Origin of the sequence: Cedecea sp. (genome assembly GCF_036500665.1) — a bacterium.
Classification (GTDB): Bacteria; Pseudomonadota; Gammaproteobacteria; order Enterobacterales; family Enterobacteriaceae; genus Cedecea.
On record NZ_DASYBS010000153.1, the window covers coordinates 50,211 to 70,291 of the forward strand.

Consider the following 20,081-nt stretch of genomic DNA (forward strand, 5'->3'; position numbering starts at 1 on the left):
CTATGCGGCCCTTTTTCATGCTGCTGCAACCGGCTACAGCCTGGCCTGCTGTTTTAGCCACTCACGCACCAGGAATAGCGCACTGACGTTACGCGCCTCGCTGAAATCATCTTCATTCAGCAGGTCCATCATTTTTGCCAGCGGCCATCGCTCCTGCGGCAGCTCTTCGGGTTCATCCCCTTCCAGCGACTCAGGATACAGGTCTTCTGCAATAACAATGTTCATTTTGCTGGAAAAATAGGACGGTGCCATCGTCAGTTTTTTTAAAAACGTGAGCTGATTTGCACCAAAGCCAACCTCTTCCTTTAGCTCGCGGTTGGCGGCTTCAAATACGGTCTCACCAGGGTCAATCAGCCCCTTAGAAAAACCGAGTTCATAGGATTCAGTGCCGACAGCGTATTCACGGATAAGGATCAGGTGGTTATCAACAATAGGGACAATCATCACCGCCTCACGGGAAGAAGGTCTCATCCGCTCGTAAACGCGACGAACGCCATTGCTGAACTCCAGGTCCACCGTTTCAACGTTAAACAGTCGCGAACGCGCCACGGTCTCTACATGTAAAATCGTTGGTTTTTTTAATGATTTGCTCATGTGGCTGGGATCAACAGTGAAAGAGGTGAGTTATTGTGCGGCATGCCGCACATATCGTGCAACGAGCATTGGCTATTATTTACATTTTTGTAACGTATGTTTTTCCAAAACACGTAATGCGCCTCCCTGTCAAGATAGGTAATATGGAATAGGAATTTACTTGTATTTCAGTCGAAGTCGCTTTGCTAACATTGTGTTACTGCAGGTTGGTCACCCTAAAAAAAGCTCAAGTTTGCACCTTTACCTGCCGATAACGACTTCTGATTTCTTAACCTTTTGAAAGGCCGATCTTTTGCCGCGCTTGATGAAAAAGACGATTGTTTGATGGGGAAAGCATGAGCACCTTATTATTTCTGTTAGCTGCTATGCTGGCCTGCGCCCTGATTGCCGGATGGCTGATTTGGCGAAGCCTGAGGCTACGAGCCAGGGTTTCGCACGATCGATCATTTTCCGGCTCGACCACGCGTAAGCTGACCCCGGAAGAACGCATTGCCGTCGAAAACTATCTTGAGCGCTATTCACGCACCCAGGAATTGATTGGCCCGTCCGGCGCAAGCAATCCACCACCAAAGCTAACGCTAACCGCACAAAGCAATACAGTTATCTCCCTGACCCGGTCGATTACCCGCTATGGTCTTTCTGCCGATGACGCCAACAAATGGCGCTATTACCTTGATTCTATTGAAGTTCACCTGCCGCCATTCTGGGAACAGTATATTACCAACGATAATGACGTTGAGCTTATCCGCACAAGCACCCTCCCGCTGGTGATTTCGCTCAATGGTAATACGTTGCAAAACGATACGCTGGACACGCAGCAGTATGCCATTGAGGGCTACTCCGGCACTCAGGCATCGATTCGTGGCGAAGAGAGCGAGCAGATTGAGCTACTGAACATTCGCCAGGAAACACAGGAAGAGTATTCCCTTAGTCGCCCGGACGGCGTACGCGAAGCGGCGCTTATCTGTATTGCCTTTATCATGCTGTTCCTGAGCCTGGTCACGCCGCCGGTGTTTCTGCCTTGGCTGCTTGGTGGTAGCGTGCTCTTAATCGCTGCCGCGTTATGGGGGCTTTTTGCTCCGCCGGCTAAAACCGCATTACGCGAGATTCACTGTCTGCGCGGCACACCTAAGCGTTGGGGCCTGTTTGGCGAGTCTAACCAGGATCAGATGAACACTATTTCGCTGGGCATTATCGACCTGGTCTATCCACCGCACTGGCAGCCGTTTGTTATCCAGGATTTGGGGCAGAAAACTGATATCGATATTTATCTCGACCGCCACGTTGTGCGTCAGGGGCGTTTTCTTTCTCTGCATGACGAAGTGCGCAACTTCCCGCTGCAACACTGGGTACGTAACCTGCTGATTGCCTCTGGCGCCCTGCTGGTCCTGCTGATGATGACCATTTGGGTTCCGCTGGAAATGCCCATCAAGCTCAGCGCCTCGTGGTTGAAAGGGGCACAATCTATCGAAGCAACCAGCGTCCAGGACCTTGCAAAATACAAGTTGCAGGTTGGAGACACACTGAGGGTTAACGGTACAGGGATGTGCAATATTCACACCACAAGCGGCTACAACGCCCGCCAAAGCTTCCCGTTCACCCCGTTCGACTGCTCGCAAATTATCTGGAATACCGCGCGTCCTTTACCACTGCCAGAATCTGAAATCATGGACAAAGCGGTAGCCCTCACCAAAGCCGTCAGCGGGCAAATCCACCCTCAGGGTGGGGAAGGCGACAGCAAAGTTAATCCGCAACTGGCGGATGCCATTCAGAAATCGGGCATGGTTCTGCTGGATGATTTTGCCGGAATTGTGAAAAAAACGCAGGCGCTGTGTACCGCAGAAGAAGAGTGTGTACGTCTTAAAAATGCCCTTGTGAACCTGGGGAATACCAAAGACTGGGATTCTCTCATCAAGCGGGCCGATTCAGGAAAACTGACCGGGGTGAATGTCCTGCTGCGCCCGGTCAGCGCCGAGTCGCTGGATAATCTGGTCACCACTTCCACCGCGCCGTTCTTTATTCGTGAAACCGCCCGCGCCGCGCAGTCGTTGAACAGCCCTGCCCCCGGTGGATACGTGATAATCAACGACGAAGGTGGTGACCTGGTTGACCAACCGTTACCGCCTGTTTCTCTGTATGACTTCCCTGCTCAGGAACAATGGACAGAATTCTTGCGCTTAGCAGATATGCTGCTGCAAACCCCCTTCCATGCAGAAGGGATCATTACCGGTATCTTTACTGACGCCAACGGAACCCAGCACGTCACGCTGCACCGCATCTCCGATACGCATAGCCTGTGGAGCTACATCAGTATTTCCCTGCTGCTCATTGCGATGCTGGCCTGTGCTGCGATAAACAGCGTACTGGCCGTCACCCGTTACCGTCGCGCCAGCACGCGTCTGACCGAAATTCAGCGCTATTACGACAGCTGCATCAACCCTACGCTTACCCCACCGTCACCGCTGAGGTAGCCGTTACGGGTAAACTTTGCGTGCCGGGTTGTGCTACCCTGGTACGCTATTTTTCCCTCAATCGAGAGTGAAGCTATGCCTGGTGCTATCGCCTGGCAGGACGTTGATACCCTGCTGCTGGATATGGACGGGACCCTGTTGGACCTGGCCTTTGATAACCATTTCTGGAAAAAGCTGGTACCGGAAACCATTAGCCTCCAGCGCGGTATCCCGCTGCAGGAAGCATATCAATTGATTTCCCGCGAGTACCACGCCGTGCAGCATACGCTAAACTGGTATTGTCTCGACTACTGGAGCGAACGCCTCGGACTGGATATCTGTGCGATGACCACCGAGCAAGGGCCAAAGGCCGCGCTGCGTGAAGACACCGTGCCGTTTCTCGAAGCATTAAAAGCAAGCGGCAAACGCCGTATTCTGCTGACCAACGCGCATCCGCACAATTTGGCGGTAAAGCTTGAGCATACCGGTTTAGACCAGCACCTTGATTTATTGCTTTCTACCCACACATTTGGTTATCCGAAAGAAGATCAGCGTTTATGGCAGGCGGTAGCCGGACATACCGGGTTCAACGCGGCCAGAACGGTGTTTATCGATGACAGCGAAGCGATTCTTGATGCCGCGGCGAAGTTTGGCATTCGCTACTGCTTTGGCGTACTCAACCCGGATTCAGGCGAAACGGATAAAAGCTTTGAGCGCCACCCGGGCCTTAGCGACTACCGCAGCCTGATCCCATCGCTTTCCGTCAAGGAGGCGTAATGAAAGAAAAGACAGCCGAAGGCGTGCGCCTGGACAAATGGCTGTGGGCCGCTCGCTTTTATAAAACCCGCGCCGTGGCGCGGGAAATGATTGAAGGCGGCAAAGTGCACTACAACGGCCAGCGGAGCAAACCCAGTAAACTGGTGGAGCTGAATGCGGTCCTGACGCTACGCCAGGGTAACGACGCACGCACCGTTATCGTGCTCGGCGTAACCGAGCAGCGCAGACCGGCAACGGAAGCCACCCAGCTTTATGAAGAGACAGCGGACAGCATCGCCAGGCGGGAAAAAACCGCGCTGGCACGCAAGATGAGCGCGCTGACGATGCCGCACCCCGATCGCCGCCCGGATAAAAAAGAGCGGCGAGATTTGATGAAATTTAAACACGGTGGCGATGCGTAACCCGCCTGCCAGTAAGAGAGATGACGATGACTCAACACGACCAACTACACCGCTATCTGTTTGAAAACTATGCCGTACGCGGCGAGCTGGTGACGGTTTCTGACACCTGGCAGCGCATCATGGAAAACCATGACTACCCGCAGCCGGTAAAAAAAATCCTCGGTGAACTGCTGGTTGCCACCAGCCTGTTGACGGCAACGCTGAAGTTTGACGGTGATATTACCGTTCAGCTTCAGGGCGATGGCCCAATGACGCTCGCCGTGATTAACGGCAACAACAAGCAGCAAATGCGCGGCGTAGCTCGCGTGCAGGGTGATATCCCGGCGGATGCCGCGCTCAAAGATCTGGTCGGCAACGGCTACCTGGTTATCACTATTTCTCCAGACGAAGGTGAGCGCTATCAGGGTGTGGTTGGGCTGGAAGGAGATACCCTGGCCGCCTGCCTCGAAGATTACTTTATGCGCTCCGAGCAGCTGCCAACCCGCCTGTTTATTCGTACCGGTGAAGCCGAAGGTCAAGCGGCGGCGGGCGGCATGTTGCTACAGGTTCTGCCGGCGCAGAACGCCCAGACCGACGACTTTAATCACCTGGCGACGCTGACAGAAACCATCAAGGCCGAAGAGCTGCTGACACTGCCGGCTAATGACGTGTTATGGCGCCTGTACCATGAAGAAGAGGTGACGCTGTACGATCCACAGGGCGTAGAGTTTAAGTGTACCTGCTCACGTGAGCGCTGCGCCGACGCGCTGCGCACGCTGCCGGACGAAGAAGTCGACAGCATTCTTGCAGAAGACGGTGAAATAGACATGAACTGTGACTACTGCGGGAGTCACTATGTGTTTGACTCGATGGATATCGCGGCCATTCGCAACAATGCCTCCCCGGCAGACCCTCAGGTTCACTAAGTTTGCCCCAAACAGCCTAAAACTCCCCCTTTTTCGGCTGCTTGTTATCAATCTGACGCCTCCGGTTCGGAGGCGTATTTCTTTTAGCGGTAGTAGTCAATCTTAACCCGCTGCCCTTCGACCATCACGTCCTGCCACACCTTCGGTGCCGCCGTTAATTTACCTTCAGAAGCCGCCTGTTTCAGAGCCGCCATCATCTGGTTTTTATCCAGGTCACGCGCCTGGCCGATATCTTTCCAGACGCCACCAATCTTGCCGTAAACCTTGCAGTAGCTCATTTCCGGCTGGCAAAGCAACCACTCGTCGTGCCCGTCGCCGTTGAGATCCATCCCCACCAACAGACAGCGGTCATCATCATCCAGGCATTCGCGAGCCTGATAGCTTTCGTCTTTCACCATCGCCTGCCACCAGGCCTGTTCCGGTACGCGTTGTTTATCGGCCAGCACAATGCGCTGACGTAGCGACGCCACCGTGAGTTTTGTCGCCATGGCGTTGCCGGATTTGCCTTCACTCAGCAGCATTGCCAGCTGGCGACGACGTTCCGGGTTAGTGCTAAAGGCCGGATCTTTCTGCAGTTTGCGCATTGCGTCATAACCCCGTCGTCCGGACGACTGCAGCATCGACAAACTAACCTTATCGGCCTTCAGTTTCCCGTCGTGATAGCGAGCCATCTGGTTATTCACGCTGATACGGTAAGGATCCAGAACCGGAGAATTCACCGCCGCCAGCAGAACCAGCGCCAGCAATAAAACCGCACGGTTTATCCAACCCGGCTGCAAAACGGCTTCACGACGCTGGCGAACCAGAGTCGTAACATAGCCGCAGGCCCAAACCAACACCGTCAGGGTGATCAATGCGGCATAGAGGCGGGAAGGCGTCCAGCCATAATCTGAAACGCGAAGCCACAATGCGTATCCGGCCAGCAAAGCATAGAGCGGAGACAGCAGCAGCGTGAGTCGGATGGCGCCGTCCAGCCACCGTGGATAAGGCTTCGCCTCTCTTTCCGGATGATAAACCACCGCGGCGGTCACCATCACCATCAGCGTCAGGGTATTGAGCAGTGCGTTGCAGGAGACATGCTGTGAAATCGATCCCAGGCCGACAAACGGCAGCGTTGCCAGAAACATCAGCGCGATAAGCGACAGCAGCGGCAAAAGGCCGGTCGCAAACACGCTGAAGAAGTGCTTTACCGCGCTAATCGCCCGCACCTGGTCGCGACAGAGCGTAACCGCCAGCGCTGCCGCCGTGCAGGTGGCAATCCAGGCAAATGCGGATGAGCTAAAAAACAGGCTGTCAAAGAAGGTGATATCCACCAGCTTGAATAAGCCGGCCCAGAGTGCCAGTACCCCCCAGAAAAAGAGCACCAGCAGCCCGGTAAGAAGCAGCGTAATACCGTTACGCCAGAGCTGGCCATAAAACGCCCGCCAGCCTCCCCATCCGTTGTGGGGGCGTAACCGGCCCTGCAGCCATGGCAACGCCAGAAACAGCATCGCGGCCAGTGAACATTGATACACTAAAATAATATCGTGGCGGTCCCAACGCTCAAGCCCCTGAGTACTCCAGTTAACCCAGCCGCTCATCAGCGCCACAACCGGCAGAGGGATAAGGACCAGCCCCCAAAAACGCAGGTCAGTAAAACGCACCACGATAAGCGCTACCGCCGTCGCCAGCACTACCGATAGCGAGCGAAGATACAGAGCCTGACTTTCTCCCTGAAGCCATGTACCGCTATCCCATTCGGTGAGATACAGCACCGCGCCTAAAAGAAAACCTATCAGCAGAATGCCCCAGCGGGTTGCTTTAGGTAACGGTTCGGTCACGAACATGGTAGTCATCCCTTATTAGCTGATTTGTGGCTTAGTATCACGGCCGGCTGAGACCTGCAAATGACGATCTTGTTTCATCGCGTTGCGTATGAGAGCGCGTTCACTCACAAAGTTCCCCGTTACTACCCTAATTATTAACATATCCAACATATTTTCCCCGAGCGAAAGCGATTTCCTGCCATACTTTGCCCCCGTTGCGGCAGGCCCCAGGCGTTCCGCGCCCCCCATTTTGGGCTGATGCTTAAATCTATGATAGTGGTCGCGGTTAACAACCCCTAAACAACCCTACAATATCCGGCAGTATAAATTGGCTAAGGAGCAGTGAAATGCGAGTTAAAGGCATAACCCCGCAAGATCTCAAGGCTTATGGTATTCATGACGTCAGTGAAGTCGTCTACAACCCCGATTACGATACCCTTTACCGTGAAGAACTCGACCCGAAGCTCGAAGGTTTTGAGCGTGGCGTGCTCACTAACTTAGGCGCCGTTTCCGTTGATACCGGGATCTTCACCGGCCGCTCGCCAAAAGATAAATACATCGTTCGCGATGACACCACCCGCGACACCCTATGGTGGTCAGACAACGGTAAAGGCAAAAACGACAATAAACCGCTCTCTGAAGAAACCTGGCACGTCCTGAAAGGCCTGGTCACGCAACAGCTTTCCGGCAAACGCCTGTTTATCCTCGATGCCTTCTGCGGCGCCAACGCCGACACCCGCCTTTCTGTACGCTTTATTACCGAAGTCGCCTGGCAGGCTCACTTCGTTAAGAACATGTTTATTCGCCCAACGGACGAAGAGCTGGAAACGTTCGAACCTGATTTTGTGGTGATGAACGGCGCTAAATGCACCAACCCAAACTGGAAAGAACAGGGCCTGAACTCCGAAAACTTCGTGGCGTTTAACCTGACTGAACGTATGCAGCTTATCGGCGGCACCTGGTACGGCGGCGAGATGAAAAAAGGCATGTTCTCCATTATGAACTACCTGTTGCCGCTAAAAGGCATCGCCTCGATGCACTGCTCGGCAAACGTCGGCGAAAAAGGTGATGTGGCAGTGTTCTTCGGCCTTTCAGGCACTGGAAAAACGACGCTGTCTACCGACCCGAAACGTCGCCTGATTGGCGACGATGAGCACGGCTGGGACGACGACGGCGTGTTTAACTTCGAAGGCGGCTGCTACGCCAAAACGATTCGCCTGTCGGAAGACGCGGAACCGGACATCTATCACGCCATCCGTCGTGATGCGCTGCTGGAAAACGTCACCGTCCGTGCCGACGGCACTATCGACTTTGACGATGCCTCAAAAACAGAGAACACCCGCGTCTCGTATCCGATTTACCACATCGACAACATCGTTAAGCCGGTGTCGAAAGCGGGCCACGCGACCAAGGTTATCTTCCTGACCGCGGACGCCTTCGGCGTGCTGCCTCCGGTCTCGCGCCTCACCGCAAACCAGACGCAGTACCACTTCCTCTCCGGCTTCACCGCTAAGCTTGCGGGCACCGAGCGCGGCGTGACCGAGCCAACGCCAACCTTCTCCGCCTGCTTTGGCGCGGCATTCCTTTCGCTGCATCCAACGCAGTATGCAGAAGTACTGGTGAAACGTATGCAGGCTGCCGGGGCGCAGGCTTACCTGGTGAACACCGGCTGGAACGGCACCGGCAAACGTATCTCGATTAAAGATACCCGCGCAATCATCGACGCTATTCTGGACGGCTCGCTGGACGACGCAGAAACCTTTACTCTGCCGATGTTTAACCTCGCGATCCCAACTTCGCTCGCGGGCGTTGATACCCAGATTCTGGATCCGCGTAACACCTACGCCTCTCCGGAGCAGTGGCAGGAAAAAGCTGTACAGCTGGCGAAGCTGTTTGTGGAAAACTTCGAGAAGTACACCGACACCCCAGCAGGTGCGGCACTGGTAGAAGCCGGTCCTAAGCTGTAATCCAGAAAACTAAGGCGAAAAAAAACGAACCTCTCGGGGTTCGTTTTTTATTGGGCTGACGACAACTCAGCTTTCTCGATGCGTCACCACCCGGGTTATCGGCAACGGAAGGTAAGCCCTGATGCGCAGCCCGCCCCGCTCGCTTTTCCCGAGATCCAACATCCCGTTATGGTTGTCTATAATTCGCTGCACAATCGCTAACCCCAGCCCGGTACCGCTGGTACTGCGCGCGCTATCACCGCGAACGAACGGCTGGAACAGATGCTGAAGCTGATCCGGCTCAATGCCCGGGCCATCGTCTTCCACCTGGAACCAGGCGCGGTTTAGTTCGCTACCGCTGCTGACTTTAATCCAGCCATTGCCGTAGCGCGCCGCGTTCACCACCATATTGGCCACCGCACGCTTGATAGAGAGTGGGTGAATATTAAGGCGGATCTCGCCGTCCTTCAGGTCAGTATCGATTTCACGCTCGTAGCCGCTTTCGGCGGCAATCACCTCGCCAAGCACGCTGTTGAGATCCGCCATCTCCAGCGGCATCTCCTGCCCGGTACGCAGATAGTCGATAAACTGCTCGATAATCGCATTACACTCTTCGATATCTTTGTTAATCGACTCGGCCAGATAGCCGTCTTCCTGCCCCATCATTTCGGTTGCCAGGCGAATACGCGTCAGCGGCGTGCGCAGGTCATGGCTTACGCCCGCCATCAGCAGCGTGCGGTCGTCGGCCAGCTGTTTTACGCCCGCGGCCATATGGTTAAAGGCCCGCGTCACCGACCGCACTTCCGAAGCACCATATTCGCGCAGCGGAGGAGGAATGATCCCTTTACCGACCTGCAGCGCAGCGTGCTCCAGGTCGACCAGCGGTCGGTTCTGTATTCGAATAAAGAGCCACGCGCCGCCTATCGCCAATAGCATAATCGCCAGCGTATAGCGGAACAGCGGAGAGAAATCGCCCTGATGTATTTCGGTCAGCGGAACGCGTACCCAGATGTTCGGCGACAGCCAGGTCTTCAGCCACACCACCGGCGAGCTTTTATTTACCTCGACGCGCACTTCGGTTGGCCCGCCAAGCTGCTGCGCCATTTGCTGACTCAGAAACTCGTAGTGCTGCGCCCAGCGCAGACCTGCATCTTCCGCCGCCTCGTTGGAGTAAAGCGAAATACCCAGCTCGCGGTAAATTTCGCGACGAAACGCAGGCGGCACCACAAGTTGGGTGCCATCTTCAAGCTGCAGTTTGTCGGTCATCAGCATCCTGACTTCGTATGCCAGCACCTTATTGAACTGCTGCAGGCTTGGCAAAATCGCGAAATTCAGGACGACAAGATAGGTCGTCACCAGGCTGACGAACAGCAAGGTGACGATCAGCAACAGCGTACGGGCAAACGAGCTTCTTGGTGAGAAGCGAACTCGCCTCATGCCTTAGAACCGTCCGGGACAAAGACGTAGCCAAGACCCCAAACGGTCTGGATATAACGCGGATGCGCCGGGTCCTCTTCCACCATGCGGCGCAGGCGAGAGATTTGTACGTCGATAGAGCGCTCCATCGCGGAGTATTCACGGCCACGCGCCAGGTTCATCAGCTTGTCACGAGAAAGCGGTTCACGCGGGTGGCTAACCAGCGCTTTCAGGACCGCAAACTCACCGCTGGTCAGCGGCATCGGCTCGTCTTCGCGGAACATTTCGCGAGTGCCGAGGTTCAGCTTGAACTTGCCAAACGCGATAACGGCTTCTTCCTGAGACGGCGCGCCCGGCAGTTCGTTAGCCTGGCGACGCAGCACGGCGCGAATACGGGCCAACAGCTCACGTGGGTTAAATGGCTTCGGAATATAGTCATCTGCGCCGATTTCCAGACCGACAATACGGTCGACCTCTTCGCCCTTCGCGGTCACCATGATGATCGGCATTGGGTTACTCTGGCTACGCAGACGACGGCAAATAGAGAGCCCGTCTTCACCTGGCAGCATAAGATCCAGCACCATCAGGTGGAAAGATTCACGTGTCAGCAGGCGATCCATTTGTTCGGCGTTAGCGACGCTGCGAACCTGGAAGCCCTGCTCGGTGAGATAACGCTCTAACAGCGCGCGCAGGCGCATGTCGTCATCGACCACCAGAATTTTATAGTTCTCTTGCATCGTTTGTACTCCCAAAGGCTCGAACAGTTGAGTGTGTATTCTTAAAAAACTGCGCTAATACGACCAGTCAATTCTGGTATACATTCTAGTCGAAATTGTTACAAAGCATATTAAACAGTCGGTTATCAACGTTTTAAATCAAAATTTGGTGACTTGCTTCCCAAAATGCACCGGTTGCATTCTTCATTGAGCATCGGTTTAAATCACACTCTGATTTTACAGGCTGCAGGGTAGAAAGATGAAAACGCCGTTAATCACCCGTGAAGGCTACGAAAAGCTCAAAAAAGAGCTGGATTACCTGTGGCGTGAAGAACGCCCCGAGGTGACCAAAAAAGTGACCTGGGCCGCGAGCCTCGGCGATCGCAGTGAAAACGCCGACTACCAGTACAACAAAAAGCGTCTGCGCGAAATTGACCGCCGGGTTCGCTATATCACTAAATCTCTGGAACGGCTTAAAATTGTCGATTATTCGCCGCAGCAGGAAGGCAAAGTCTTCTTCGGCGCGTGGGTCGAAATAGAAAACGACGACGGCGACCTGCTGCGCTTTCGTATCGTTGGCTATGACGAAATTTTTGGCCGCAAGGACTACATTTCTATCGACTCACCGATGGCACGAGCGCTGCTCAAAAAAGAGGTGGGCGATTTAGCCGTGGTGCAAACGCCAGCGGGAGAGGCGCAGTGGTACGTCAATGAAATTGAGTATCCTAAACCTGAATAATTCGCACAGAACTGTCTGAAACCCAATATCCGGGGGTCGGTGGCTGGCATTTTCATGCCCCGATCCGTATAACTGTTTGCTGAATTTTCCGTACTACACAGATGAAAAGCCATGATGAATGATTCGCTTTGCCGCATTATTGCGGGTGAGCTTCAGGCCAGAAACGAACAGGTAGAAGCTGCCGTTCGCCTGCTGGATGAAGGGAATACCGTGCCGTTTATCGCACGTTATCGTAAGGAAGTCACCGGCGGTCTGGATGACACGCAACTGCGTCAACTGGAGACTCGTCTTAGCTACCTGCGCGAGCTGGAAGAACGCCGCCAGACCATCCTCAAATCCATTGCAGACCAGGGCAAACTGAGCGACGAGCTTGCCGGTGCCATCAACGGCACGCTGAGCAAAACCGAACTCGAAGACCTTTACCTGCCGTATAAACCCAAGCGCCGTACCCGCGGGCAAATCGCCATTGAAGCCGGCCTTGAGCCGCTGGCTGATTTGCTGTGGAACGAGCCTTCACACGACCCTGAGCAGGAAGCTGCTCGCTTCGTGGACGCCGACAAAGGCGTGGCGGACACCAAAGCCGCGCTGGACGGCGCACGCTACATTCTGATGGAGCGCTTCGCTGAAGATGCCGCGCTGCTGGCGAAAGTGCGTGACTATTTATGGAAGAATGCACACCTGGTTTCTGCCGTGGTAAGCGGTAAAGAGGAAGAAGGCGCAAAATTCCGCGACTACTTTGCCCACCACGAAGCCATTGCGACCGTCCCTTCCCACCGCGCGCTGGCGATGTTCCGCGGGCGTAACGAAGGAGTATTACAGCTATCGCTGAATGCTGACCCGCAGTTCGATGAGCCACCGCGTGAGAGCTATTGCGAACAGCTGATTACCAAACATTTGGATCTTCGCCTGAACAATGCGCCTGCCGATAGCTGGTGTAAAGCCGTCGTCAGTTGGACCTGGCGCATCAAAGTGCTGATGCACCTTGAAACCGAGCTGATGGGCACGGTACGCGAGCGCGCGGAAGACGAAGCGATTAACGTCTTCGCCCGCAACCTTCATGACCTGTTGATGGCGGCTCCGGCTGGCCTGCGTGCCACAATGGGCCTCGATCCGGGCCTGCGTACCGGCGTGAAGGTCGCAGTAGTTGACGCCACCGGCAAGCTGGTTGCTACCGATACCATTTATCCGCATACCGGCCAGGCGGCAAAAGCCGCTATCGCCGTTGCTGCGCTTTGCGAAAAGCATAACGTCGAGCTGGTTGCCATTGGCAACGGCACCGCGTCCCGTGAAACCGAGCGTTTCTTCCTCGACGTACAGAAGCAGTTCCCGAAAGTCACGGCACAAAAGGTCATCGTCAGCGAAGCGGGCGCGTCCGTCTATTCAGCTTCCGAGCTGGCGGCGCTGGAGTTTCCTGACCTGGATGTTTCTATCCGCGGTGCAGTTTCGATCGCTCGCCGCCTGCAGGATCCGCTGGCCGAGCTGGTGAAAATCGATCCGAAATCTATCGGCGTCGGCCAGTATCAGCATGACGTCAGCCAGGCTCAGCTGGCGAAAAAGCTCGATGCGGTAGTGGAAGACTGCGTAAACGCCGTTGGCGTGGATCTGAACACGGCTTCCGTGCCGCTGCTGACGCGCGTTGCCGGCCTGACCCGCATGATGGCGCAGAATATCGTCAGCTGGCGTGACGAGAATGGCCGCTTCCAGAATCGCCAGCAGCTGCTGAAAGTTAGCCGTCTGGGGCCAAAAGCCTTCGAGCAGTGCGCGGGCTTCCTGCGTATTAACCACGGCGATAACCCGCTGGATGCCTCAACCGTTCACCCGGAAGCCTATCCGGTGGTCGAACGCATCCTGGCCGCAACCCAGCAGGCGCTGCAGGACCTGATGGGCAACAGCAGCGAGCTGCGCGATCTGAAAGCCAGCCAGTTTACCGATGAGCGTTTCGGGGTCCCGACCGTGACGGACATTATTAAAGAGCTGGAAAAGCCGGGTCGCGACCCGCGCCCTGAGTTTAAAACCGCGCAGTTTGCCGAAGGCGTGGAAACCATGAACGACCTGACGCCGGGCATGGTGCTGGAAGGGGCGGTGACCAACGTCACCAACTTCGGTGCGTTTGTGGATATCGGCGTACATCAGGATGGGCTGGTTCACATCTCGTCCCTGTCGGACAAATTCATCGACGATCCGCACAAAGTGGTGAAAGCGGGCGATATCGTGAAGGTCAAAGTGCTTGAGGTTGACCTGCAGCGCAAACGCATCGCCTTAACCATGCGCCTCGACGAACAGCCGGGCGAAAGCGGCAGCCGCCGGAACAGCGGTGGTAATACCCCTCGTGAGCAAAAAGGCAGACCTGCTGCACCGCAAAAACCGCGCGGGCGTGACAACGCCAGCGGTGGAAATAGCGCCATGATGGACGCCCTGGCCGCCGCTATGGGTAAGAAGCGCTAATTCTCTTTCCTCTCCCTTCGGGGAGAGGAATTATTCTTGCGCTCACGCCGTTGTGCAAAAAAATAAACTAAGTTTGATTTAAATCAATTTTCAATAAATACCCTTCAGCGAAACCAGTAATTATCACCGATGCAACATTAGTGATACCTGAATAACATTAAAATAATAAACACCTTCACGTCATTTTATATAAATCAATATTATTCATGACGTTACAAAAAATCGCCAACAACACACGGTGATAAATAAAATCCCCACATCTGAAAAAAAGTGCCAGAACGCAATAATTCAGGCAGAAAAATAAATATTGTGGGCGGTAACCATTCTCATTATCATTGCATTGAACGTTATTTCTTCTCTTTCTTCCGACCGCTTAATTGGTTTTCGTTATGCGTCTCTTCTCGCTTATGGAAACGATCATTCAGTCAGCGTCAATGCAGAGCCCAGCTCTAAGTAGGTCCTATGCAATTCATACCGAATAGCGCGTGGAAAATTACCGGCTTCGCCAGTGAAATTAGTCCGGCTTACCGCCAAAAATTATTGTCTCTCGGCATGCTGCCGGGTTCTTCATTCAACGTAGTCCGCGTGGCTCCGCTCGGCGACCCTATTCATATCGAAACGCGCCGCGTTAGCCTGGTATTGCGTAAGAAAGACCTCGCGCTGGTGAATGTTGAAGCCGTTGCTTAACGGCGGGTGAGCGTACGCGCTTTTTGCAAACTCAACGAAGTCCACGAATAAAATGAAAAACTTAACCATAGGTTTAATCGGCAATCCTAACTCAGGTAAAACCACGCTATTCAATCAGTTGACGGGTGCCCGCCAGCGCGTGGGAAACTGGGCTGGCGTAACCGTAGAACGCAAAGAAGGTCAGTTTTCCACGCTTGAGCATCAGGTGACGCTGGTTGATCTACCCGGCACCTATTCGCTCACCACTATTTCGTCGCAGACTTCGCTCGATGAGCAAATCGCCTGCCACTACATCCTCAGCGGTGATGCTGACCTGCTTATCAACGTGGTTGATGCTTCCAACCTTGAACGCAACCTCTACCTGACGCTGCAGCTGCTGGAGCTGGGCATTCCGTGCGTGGTTGCGCTGAACATGCTCGATATCGCCGAAAAGCAGGCTATCCGCATCGACATCGACGCGCTTGCCGCCCGCCTGGGCTGCCCGGTCGTGCCGCTGGTTTCTACTCGCGGACGGGGAATAGAGAGCCTGAAGCTCGCCATTGACCGCAAACAACCCAACCAAAGAAGCGAACTGGTTCACTATCCGCAGGTTTTACTGCAGGAAGCGGATAAACTGGCAACGGCTATGCCACAGGAGATGCCGGTTAAGCAACGCCGCTGGCTGGCGCTGCAGATGCTGGAAGGTGACATCTACAGCCTGGCTTATGCGGGCGATGCCTCTGACGGGCTGAATGCCGCTCGCGCCCGCCTGGCGGACACCGTTGACGACCCTGCCCTGTTGATTGCCGATGCACGCTACCAAAGTATTGCCTCCGTCTGTGACGCAGTCAGCAACAGCATGACCGCCGAGCCGAACCACCTGACGGTGGCGATGGATAAAATCATCCTCAACCGCTACCTCGGCCTGCCGATATTTATGCTGGTGATGTACCTGATGTTCCTGCTGGCGATTAACATCGGCGGGGCGCTGCAGCCTATTTTTGACGCCGGCTCGGTGGCGATATTCATTCACGGTATTCAGTGGCTTGGCTATACGCTGCACTTCCCCGACTGGCTGACCATTTTCCTTGCCCAGGGCATCGGCGGCGGGATCAATACCGTGCTGCCGCTGGTCCCACAAATCGGTATGATGTACCTGTTCCTGTCGTTCCTCGAAGACTCCGGTTATATGGCTCGCGCCGCCTTCGTGATGGACCGCCTGATGCAGTCCTTAGGGCTGCCGGGTAAATCCTTCGTACCGCTGATCGTGGGCTTTGGATGCAACGTGCCTTCGGTCATGGGGGCCCGTACCCTCGATGCTCCACGCGAACGGTTGATGACCATCATGATGGCGCCGTTTATGTCCTGCGGCGCACGGCTGGCGATTTTTGCGGTCTTTGCCGCCGCGTTCTTCGGTCAGCAGGGCGCGCTTGTCGTGTTCTCGCTCTACATCCTCGGCATCGTGATGGCTATTCTTACCGGCCTGATGCTGAAACACACCATCATGCGCGGCGAAGCCTCACCGTTCGTGATGGAGCTACCGGTTTACCACGTTCCCCATCTCAAGAGCCTGCTCCTGCAGACCTGGCAGCGTCTGAAAGGTTTCGTGCTGCGTGCGGGTAAAGTGATTGTTATTGTGAGTATCTTCATTGGCGCACTGAACAGCTTCTCCTTTAGCGGCAAGGCGGTAAATAACATTAATGACTCAGCGCTGGCCTCCGTTAGCCGCGTATTGACCCCTCTGCTCAAGCCGATTGGCGTCCACGATGATAACTGGCAGGCCACCGTTGGGCTGTTTACCGGCGCGATGGCAAAAGAGGTGGTTGTCGGTACGCTGAATACCCTCTATACCGCCGAAGATATCCATAACGAGGAGTTTGATGCCGCAAGCTTTAATCTGCTTGACGAGCTGGGCGCCGCCGCCGATGAAACCTGGCAGGGCCTGAAAAACACCTTTAGCCTGAGCGTGCTGGCAAACCCGATTGAAGCCAGCAAAGGCGACGGCGAAATGTCCTCCGGGCCGATGGGCGTAATGAGCAGCAAGTTTGGCAGCGAAGCCGCCGCCTACAGCTATCTCATTTTCGTCCTGCTCTATATTCCGTGCATCTCGGTGATGGGCGCGATAGCCCGAGAGTCGAGCCGGGGCTGGATGACATTCTCGGTACTTTGGGGGCTGAATATCGCCTACTCGCTCTCTACGCTGTACTACCAGAGCGTCACCTTTAGCGAGCACCCACAGTTCAGTCTGGTCTGTATTTTGGCGGTGGTATTGTTCAACGTTCTGCTGCTGGGCGGCCTGCGCCGGGCCCGCAGCCGCGTTGACGTCTCGCTGCTGGCCGTCAGAAAAACGCCGTCGTCTTGCTGCCAGAGCAGCACCGGCGACTGCCATTAAGGAGCGATGAATGGCGAGCCTGATTGATATCCGCAACGCCCTGGCGCTTCAGGGCCGCCTGGAAGCGAAGCAGATAAGCCAGCAGCTTGCTACGCCCCTGCCGCTGGTGGCCGCCATGCTTGACCGCCTGGAGGCCATGGGTAAAGCAATGCGCATCAGTGAAGACCCGAGCAGTTGCCTGACGGGAAGCTGCAAAAGTTGTCCGGAAGGGAAACTGTGTGTGCGGGAGCTGTGGGCATTACGCTGACAAAAAAGGCGGGGTATCCCGCCTTTTTTATAGCAAAACTATTTAGCAATTTTATAGACGTCTGCAGTTGCACGAACGTTTTTCGTGTATTTCTCGGCGCTGGTCACCACGTAGTAGTCCCCTCCGAGCTTATCTGCTTTCTTAACCAAATCCCGCTTCGCATCCATTGAAGCAGACGTTTTATCGGTCACGATAGTGCCGATTTTGGTTAACTTCATGCTCGCAACTTTATCTTTTTCAAGTTCTTTAGCCGCAAAAGCGCCAAAGGAAACAGCACTAACCAACAATGTCGTAACGATGCCTGTTATCAATTTCATAGCCAGTACTCTCCATAGGTATCTGTTTTTTTAGTCACCGGGATTCACCCACAATGGTTTACTTATTCACCCTTTACAGGGTGAATAATTGAGTATTGGCACAAAATGCTTTTTTCGCCACGGATGAACAAATTACTCCCCGGGACGCTGACACCATTCCAGCAGGGCCCGGCAGAACTCAGCCGGATGCGAGATAAATGGCGCATGTGCCGCTTTGTCGAAGATAAACGAGCCGGATTGCGGCCAAAGGGTATCAAGCAGGGGAACAACTTTGCGAGGTACCAGACCGTCCAGTCTGCCATACAGGCGTAAATGCGGCACTGCGGAAGCGGCAAGCCCCGTACGCAGATCGGCGGTTCTCAGGATCTCAAGACCGCCGTTTAGCACCTCCACTTCCGGCACCGGCTGCTCCAGAACAACGGATTTAAGCAAGCGAGCATCCTGGCGAGCGGTTTCTGTCCCCAGGGTTTGCAGCGCCAGAAAGCGCTCAACGGTGCGTTGAAAATCTTCGCTCAGCTGCTGTTGGAACCCGGCCAGGACGTCCGGTTTAATACCGGGCCAACTTTCGGAAGCGGTAAAGCACGGCGAGGATGCCACCGTCACCAGCGCCTTTACACGTTCGGGATGAGCGAGTGCTATCTGGCTTGCCACCAATCCCCCCAGGCTCCAGCCCAGCCAGATGGCGCGTTCTGGTGCCTGCGACAGCACAATGTCAGCCATTTGCGCCAGCGTTAACGTGCCAAAACCTTTACTTCGACCGTACCCCGGCAAATCGACCAGGTGCAGCCGAAATTGCGAGCCGAGTTCTGCTTCTATGTTGTGCCATACCCCGGCGTTCAGCCCCCATCCGTGCAGCAGCACAAGATCGTATTTTCCTTCACCTTTTGTTTGCCACCACAGCTCGCTCATCGGTTACCGTTCTCATTTTCATCAGCAAGGAGAACGCTATGCTAACAATCCCTGGACGCTGTTGGCTATGCGAGTTACCGCTTGCCTGCCCTGGATGGGGGATTTGCTCGTGCTGTACAGCCTCACTACCGAAGCCACCGTCTTGCTGCTCACACTGCGGTTTGCCAGCCTTAAGCGTTAAATTACCCTGTGGACGCTGCCTGCAACGGATGCCTGAGTGGGACACAATCACCTATGTTACCGATTACCTTCCCCCGCTAAGCTCGCTTATTCATCACCTTAAATTTACCGGTTCGCCCTCGCTCGCCCCCTCGCTGGCACGCCTGCTGCTGCTGCGCGTACTGGCAGCCAGGCGGGACGGGCGTATCACGATACCCGACATCATTCTGAGCGTGCCGCTGCATCGCAGCCGTGCATGGCGGCGTGGCTATAACCAAAGCGCACTTATTGCTACTCCGCTGGCACGCTGGTTGGGTTGTAATCATTTTCCTTTTTCCATCAAACGCATACGTTCTTCGCCCGCGCAGCACACGCTAACGGCCAAAGAGCGAAAGAGGAATTTGAAAGGCATCTTTAGGGTTGAAATCCCGGTAGCGGGTCGCCATATGGCTATTGTGGATGATGTCGTGACGACGGGTAGTACTGTTGCGGAGATAGCGCGGTTGCTGAAAAGGCAGGGCGCAGCGACTGTCCAGGTATGGTGCCTGTGTCGAACCTTGTAGACCCTCGACGATGGGCGTATTATAACCGACTAAAATAGTCAACTATTGAGCAATCGTTATGATCCGTATTTCCGATGCTGCACAATCCCACTTTGCCAAACTGCTGGCAAATCAGGAAGAAGGGACGCAAATCCGCGTATTCGTAATCAATCCTGGCACCCCGAATGCGGAGTGTGGTGTGTCTTATTGTCCGCCGGATGCGGTTGAAGCGACCGATACAGCACTGCCGTTTGAGCAGTTAACCGCTTATGTCGATGAGCTAAGCGCACCTTACCTCGAAGACGCCGAGATTGACTTCGTCACCGATCAGCTCGGTTCCCAGCTGACGCTGAAAGCGCCTAACGCGAAAATGCGTAAAGTTTCTGACGATGCGCCGCTGATGGAGCGCGTCGAGTACATGCTGCAGGCGACCGTTAACCCACAGCTGGCTGGCCACGGTGGTCGCGTAACGCTGATGGAAATTACCGATGAAGGCTATGCCATTCTGCAGTTTGGCGGCGGCTGTAACGGTTGTTCTATGGTAGATGTGACGCTGAAAGAAGGGATTGAGAAACAGCTGCTGGCTGAGTTCCCTGAGCTGAAAGGCGTTCGTGACCTGACCGAACACCAGCGCGGTGAGCACTCTTATTACTAA

The 20,081-nt window shown here is 54.8% G+C and carries 18 protein-coding genes; 12 read left to right on the forward strand and 6 right to left on the reverse strand.

The window, feature by feature from the left end; genetic code table 11:
* Positions 1-33: 33 nt before the first annotated feature.
* The gene (nudE, locus tag VGM55_RS24520; protein ID WP_154189107.1) at positions 34-594 is read right to left on the reverse strand and encodes an ADP compounds hydrolase NudE; all 561 of its coding nucleotides are present in this window, start codon (positions 592-594) and stop codon (positions 34-36) included.
* A 335-nt stretch (positions 595-929) separates the two neighbouring features.
* On the opposite strand from nudE, the gene VGM55_RS24525 reads away from it, so the two are divergent.
* From VGM55_RS24525 to hslO, 4 genes are all read left to right on the forward strand, one after another.
* Positions 930-3,065, forward strand: coding sequence for an intracellular growth attenuator family protein (locus tag VGM55_RS24525; RefSeq protein WP_331637017.1), 2,136 nt, complete (start codon positions 930-932; stop codon positions 3,063-3,065).
* Positions 3,066-3,140: 75 nt separating this feature from the next.
* A complete protein-coding gene (gene yrfG, locus VGM55_RS24530; RefSeq protein ID WP_331637018.1) occupies positions 3,141-3,821 on the forward strand; it encodes a GMP/IMP nucleotidase in 681 nt (226 codons plus the stop codon).
* Positions 3,821-4,222 carry a ribosome-associated heat shock protein Hsp15 gene (gene hslR / locus VGM55_RS24535; protein ID WP_154189110.1) on the forward strand — a complete coding sequence of 134 codons (402 nt, stop codon included), beginning with the start codon at positions 3,821-3,823 and terminating at the stop codon, positions 4,220-4,222. The genes yrfG and hslR overlap by 1 nt, the downstream gene beginning before the upstream one ends.
* Positions 4,223-4,248: 26 nt before the next feature.
* Positions 4,249-5,127, forward strand: coding sequence for an Hsp33 family molecular chaperone HslO (gene hslO, locus VGM55_RS24540; RefSeq protein WP_154189139.1), 879 nt, complete (start codon positions 4,249-4,251; stop codon positions 5,125-5,127).
* Positions 5,128-5,210: 83 nt separating this feature from the next.
* On the opposite strand, the gene VGM55_RS24545 is transcribed toward hslO, so the two are convergent.
* Entirely contained in the window at positions 5,211-6,953 is a 1,743-nt protein-coding gene (locus tag VGM55_RS24545; protein WP_154189111.1) for a DUF4153 domain-containing protein, read from the reverse strand.
* 326 nt (positions 6,954-7,279) lie between these two features.
* On the opposite strand from VGM55_RS24545, the gene pckA reads away from it, so the two are divergent.
* Complete coding sequence (gene pckA, locus VGM55_RS24550) at positions 7,280-8,899, forward strand: phosphoenolpyruvate carboxykinase (ATP) (RefSeq protein WP_154189112.1); 1,620 nt, start codon at positions 7,280-7,282, stop codon at positions 8,897-8,899.
* 66 nt (positions 8,900-8,965) lie between these two features.
* Here pckA and envZ read toward each other — a convergent pair whose 3' ends face one another.
* Both envZ and ompR read right to left on the reverse strand, forming a co-directional pair.
* On the reverse strand, positions 8,966-10,315 hold the full coding sequence (gene envZ / locus VGM55_RS24555; protein ID WP_154189113.1) for a two-component system sensor histidine kinase EnvZ: 1,350 nt from the start codon (positions 10,313-10,315) through the stop codon (positions 8,966-8,968).
* A complete protein-coding gene (gene ompR, locus VGM55_RS24560; RefSeq protein ID WP_001157751.1) occupies positions 10,312-11,031 on the reverse strand; it encodes a two-component system response regulator OmpR in 720 nt (239 codons plus the stop codon). Before ompR ends, envZ begins: the two co-directional genes overlap by 4 nt.
* A gap of 238 nt (positions 11,032-11,269) precedes the next feature.
* Between ompR and greB the strand changes: the two genes are divergently transcribed.
* From greB to feoC, 5 genes are all read left to right on the forward strand, one after another.
* Complete coding sequence (gene greB, locus VGM55_RS24565) at positions 11,270-11,749, forward strand: transcription elongation factor GreB (RefSeq protein WP_038478036.1); 480 nt, start codon at positions 11,270-11,272, stop codon at positions 11,747-11,749.
* 111 nt (positions 11,750-11,860) lie between these two features.
* Positions 11,861-14,194 (forward strand): Tex family protein, encoded by a 2,334-nt coding sequence (locus VGM55_RS24570; protein ID WP_331637019.1) that lies wholly within the window; start codon positions 11,861-11,863, stop codon positions 14,192-14,194.
* 462 nt (positions 14,195-14,656) lie between these two features.
* On the forward strand, positions 14,657-14,881 hold the full coding sequence (gene feoA, locus VGM55_RS24575) for a ferrous iron transporter A (protein ID WP_154189115.1): 225 nt from the start codon (positions 14,657-14,659) through the stop codon (positions 14,879-14,881).
* Positions 14,882-14,933: 52 nt separating this feature from the next.
* On the forward strand, positions 14,934-17,252 hold the full coding sequence (gene feoB, locus VGM55_RS24580) for a Fe(2+) transporter permease subunit FeoB (protein ID WP_331637020.1): 2,319 nt from the start codon (positions 14,934-14,936) through the stop codon (positions 17,250-17,252).
* 10 nt (positions 17,253-17,262) lie between these two features.
* Positions 17,263-17,499, forward strand: a complete 237-nt coding sequence (gene feoC / locus VGM55_RS24585; RefSeq protein ID WP_154189117.1) for a [Fe-S]-dependent transcriptional repressor FeoC — start codon at positions 17,263-17,265, stop codon at positions 17,497-17,499.
* 38 nt (positions 17,500-17,537) lie between these two features.
* Here the strand turns inward: feoC and VGM55_RS24590 are convergent, their stop codons facing one another.
* On the reverse strand, positions 17,538-17,816 hold the full coding sequence (locus VGM55_RS24590; RefSeq protein WP_331637021.1) for a YdgH/BhsA/McbA-like domain containing protein: 279 nt from the start codon (positions 17,814-17,816) through the stop codon (positions 17,538-17,540).
* A gap of 132 nt (positions 17,817-17,948) precedes the next feature.
* Complete coding sequence (gene bioH / locus VGM55_RS24595) at positions 17,949-18,725, reverse strand: pimeloyl-ACP methyl ester esterase BioH (RefSeq protein ID WP_331637022.1); 777 nt, start codon at positions 18,723-18,725, stop codon at positions 17,949-17,951.
* Between the two features lie 38 nt (positions 18,726-18,763).
* Between bioH and gntX the strand changes: the two genes are divergently transcribed.
* Together gntX and nfuA are read left to right on the forward strand one after the other, a co-directional pair.
* A complete protein-coding gene (gene gntX / locus VGM55_RS24600) occupies positions 18,764-19,447 on the forward strand; it encodes a DNA utilization protein GntX (protein WP_154189120.1) in 684 nt (227 codons plus the stop codon).
* A gap of 58 nt (positions 19,448-19,505) precedes the next feature.
* Positions 19,506-20,081, forward strand: a complete 576-nt coding sequence (gene nfuA / locus VGM55_RS24605; RefSeq protein ID WP_008457887.1) for a Fe-S biogenesis protein NfuA — start codon at positions 19,506-19,508, stop codon at positions 20,079-20,081.

Excerpts from the sequence above, each read along its gene's own strand:
- nudE (WP_154189107.1), bottom strand. The coding sequence starts at position 594 with ATGAGCAAATCATTAAAAAAACCAACGATTTTACATGTAGAGACCGTG.
- VGM55_RS24525 (WP_331637017.1), top strand. The coding sequence starts at position 930 with ATGAGCACCTTATTATTTCTGTTAGCTGCTATGCTGGCCTGCGCCCTG.
- yrfG (WP_331637018.1), top strand. The coding sequence starts at position 3,141 with ATGCCTGGTGCTATCGCCTGGCAGGACGTTGATACCCTGCTGCTGGAT.
- hslR (WP_154189110.1), top strand. The coding sequence starts at position 3,821 with ATGAAAGAAAAGACAGCCGAAGGCGTGCGCCTGGACAAATGGCTGTGG.
- hslO (WP_154189139.1), top strand. The coding sequence starts at position 4,249 with ATGACTCAACACGACCAACTACACCGCTATCTGTTTGAAAACTATGCC.
- VGM55_RS24545 (WP_154189111.1), bottom strand. The coding sequence starts at position 6,953 with ATGTTCGTGACCGAACCGTTACCTAAAGCAACCCGCTGGGGCATTCTG.
- pckA (WP_154189112.1), top strand. The coding sequence starts at position 7,280 with ATGCGAGTTAAAGGCATAACCCCGCAAGATCTCAAGGCTTATGGTATT.
- envZ (WP_154189113.1), bottom strand. The coding sequence starts at position 10,315 with ATGAGGCGAGTTCGCTTCTCACCAAGAAGCTCGTTTGCCCGTACGCTG.
- ompR (WP_001157751.1), bottom strand. The coding sequence starts at position 11,031 with ATGCAAGAGAACTATAAAATTCTGGTGGTCGATGACGACATGCGCCTG.
- greB (WP_038478036.1), top strand. The coding sequence starts at position 11,270 with ATGAAAACGCCGTTAATCACCCGTGAAGGCTACGAAAAGCTCAAAAAA.
- VGM55_RS24570 (WP_331637019.1), top strand. The coding sequence starts at position 11,861 with ATGATGAATGATTCGCTTTGCCGCATTATTGCGGGTGAGCTTCAGGCC.
- feoA (WP_154189115.1), top strand. The coding sequence starts at position 14,657 with ATGCAATTCATACCGAATAGCGCGTGGAAAATTACCGGCTTCGCCAGT.
- feoB (WP_331637020.1), top strand. The coding sequence starts at position 14,934 with ATGAAAAACTTAACCATAGGTTTAATCGGCAATCCTAACTCAGGTAAA.
- feoC (WP_154189117.1), top strand. The coding sequence starts at position 17,263 with ATGGCGAGCCTGATTGATATCCGCAACGCCCTGGCGCTTCAGGGCCGC.
- VGM55_RS24590 (WP_331637021.1), bottom strand. The coding sequence starts at position 17,816 with ATGAAATTGATAACAGGCATCGTTACGACATTGTTGGTTAGTGCTGTT.
- bioH (WP_331637022.1), bottom strand. The coding sequence starts at position 18,725 with ATGAGCGAGCTGTGGTGGCAAACAAAAGGTGAAGGAAAATACGATCTT.
- gntX (WP_154189120.1), top strand. The coding sequence starts at position 18,764 with ATGCTAACAATCCCTGGACGCTGTTGGCTATGCGAGTTACCGCTTGCC.
- nfuA (WP_008457887.1), top strand. The coding sequence starts at position 19,506 with ATGATCCGTATTTCCGATGCTGCACAATCCCACTTTGCCAAACTGCTG.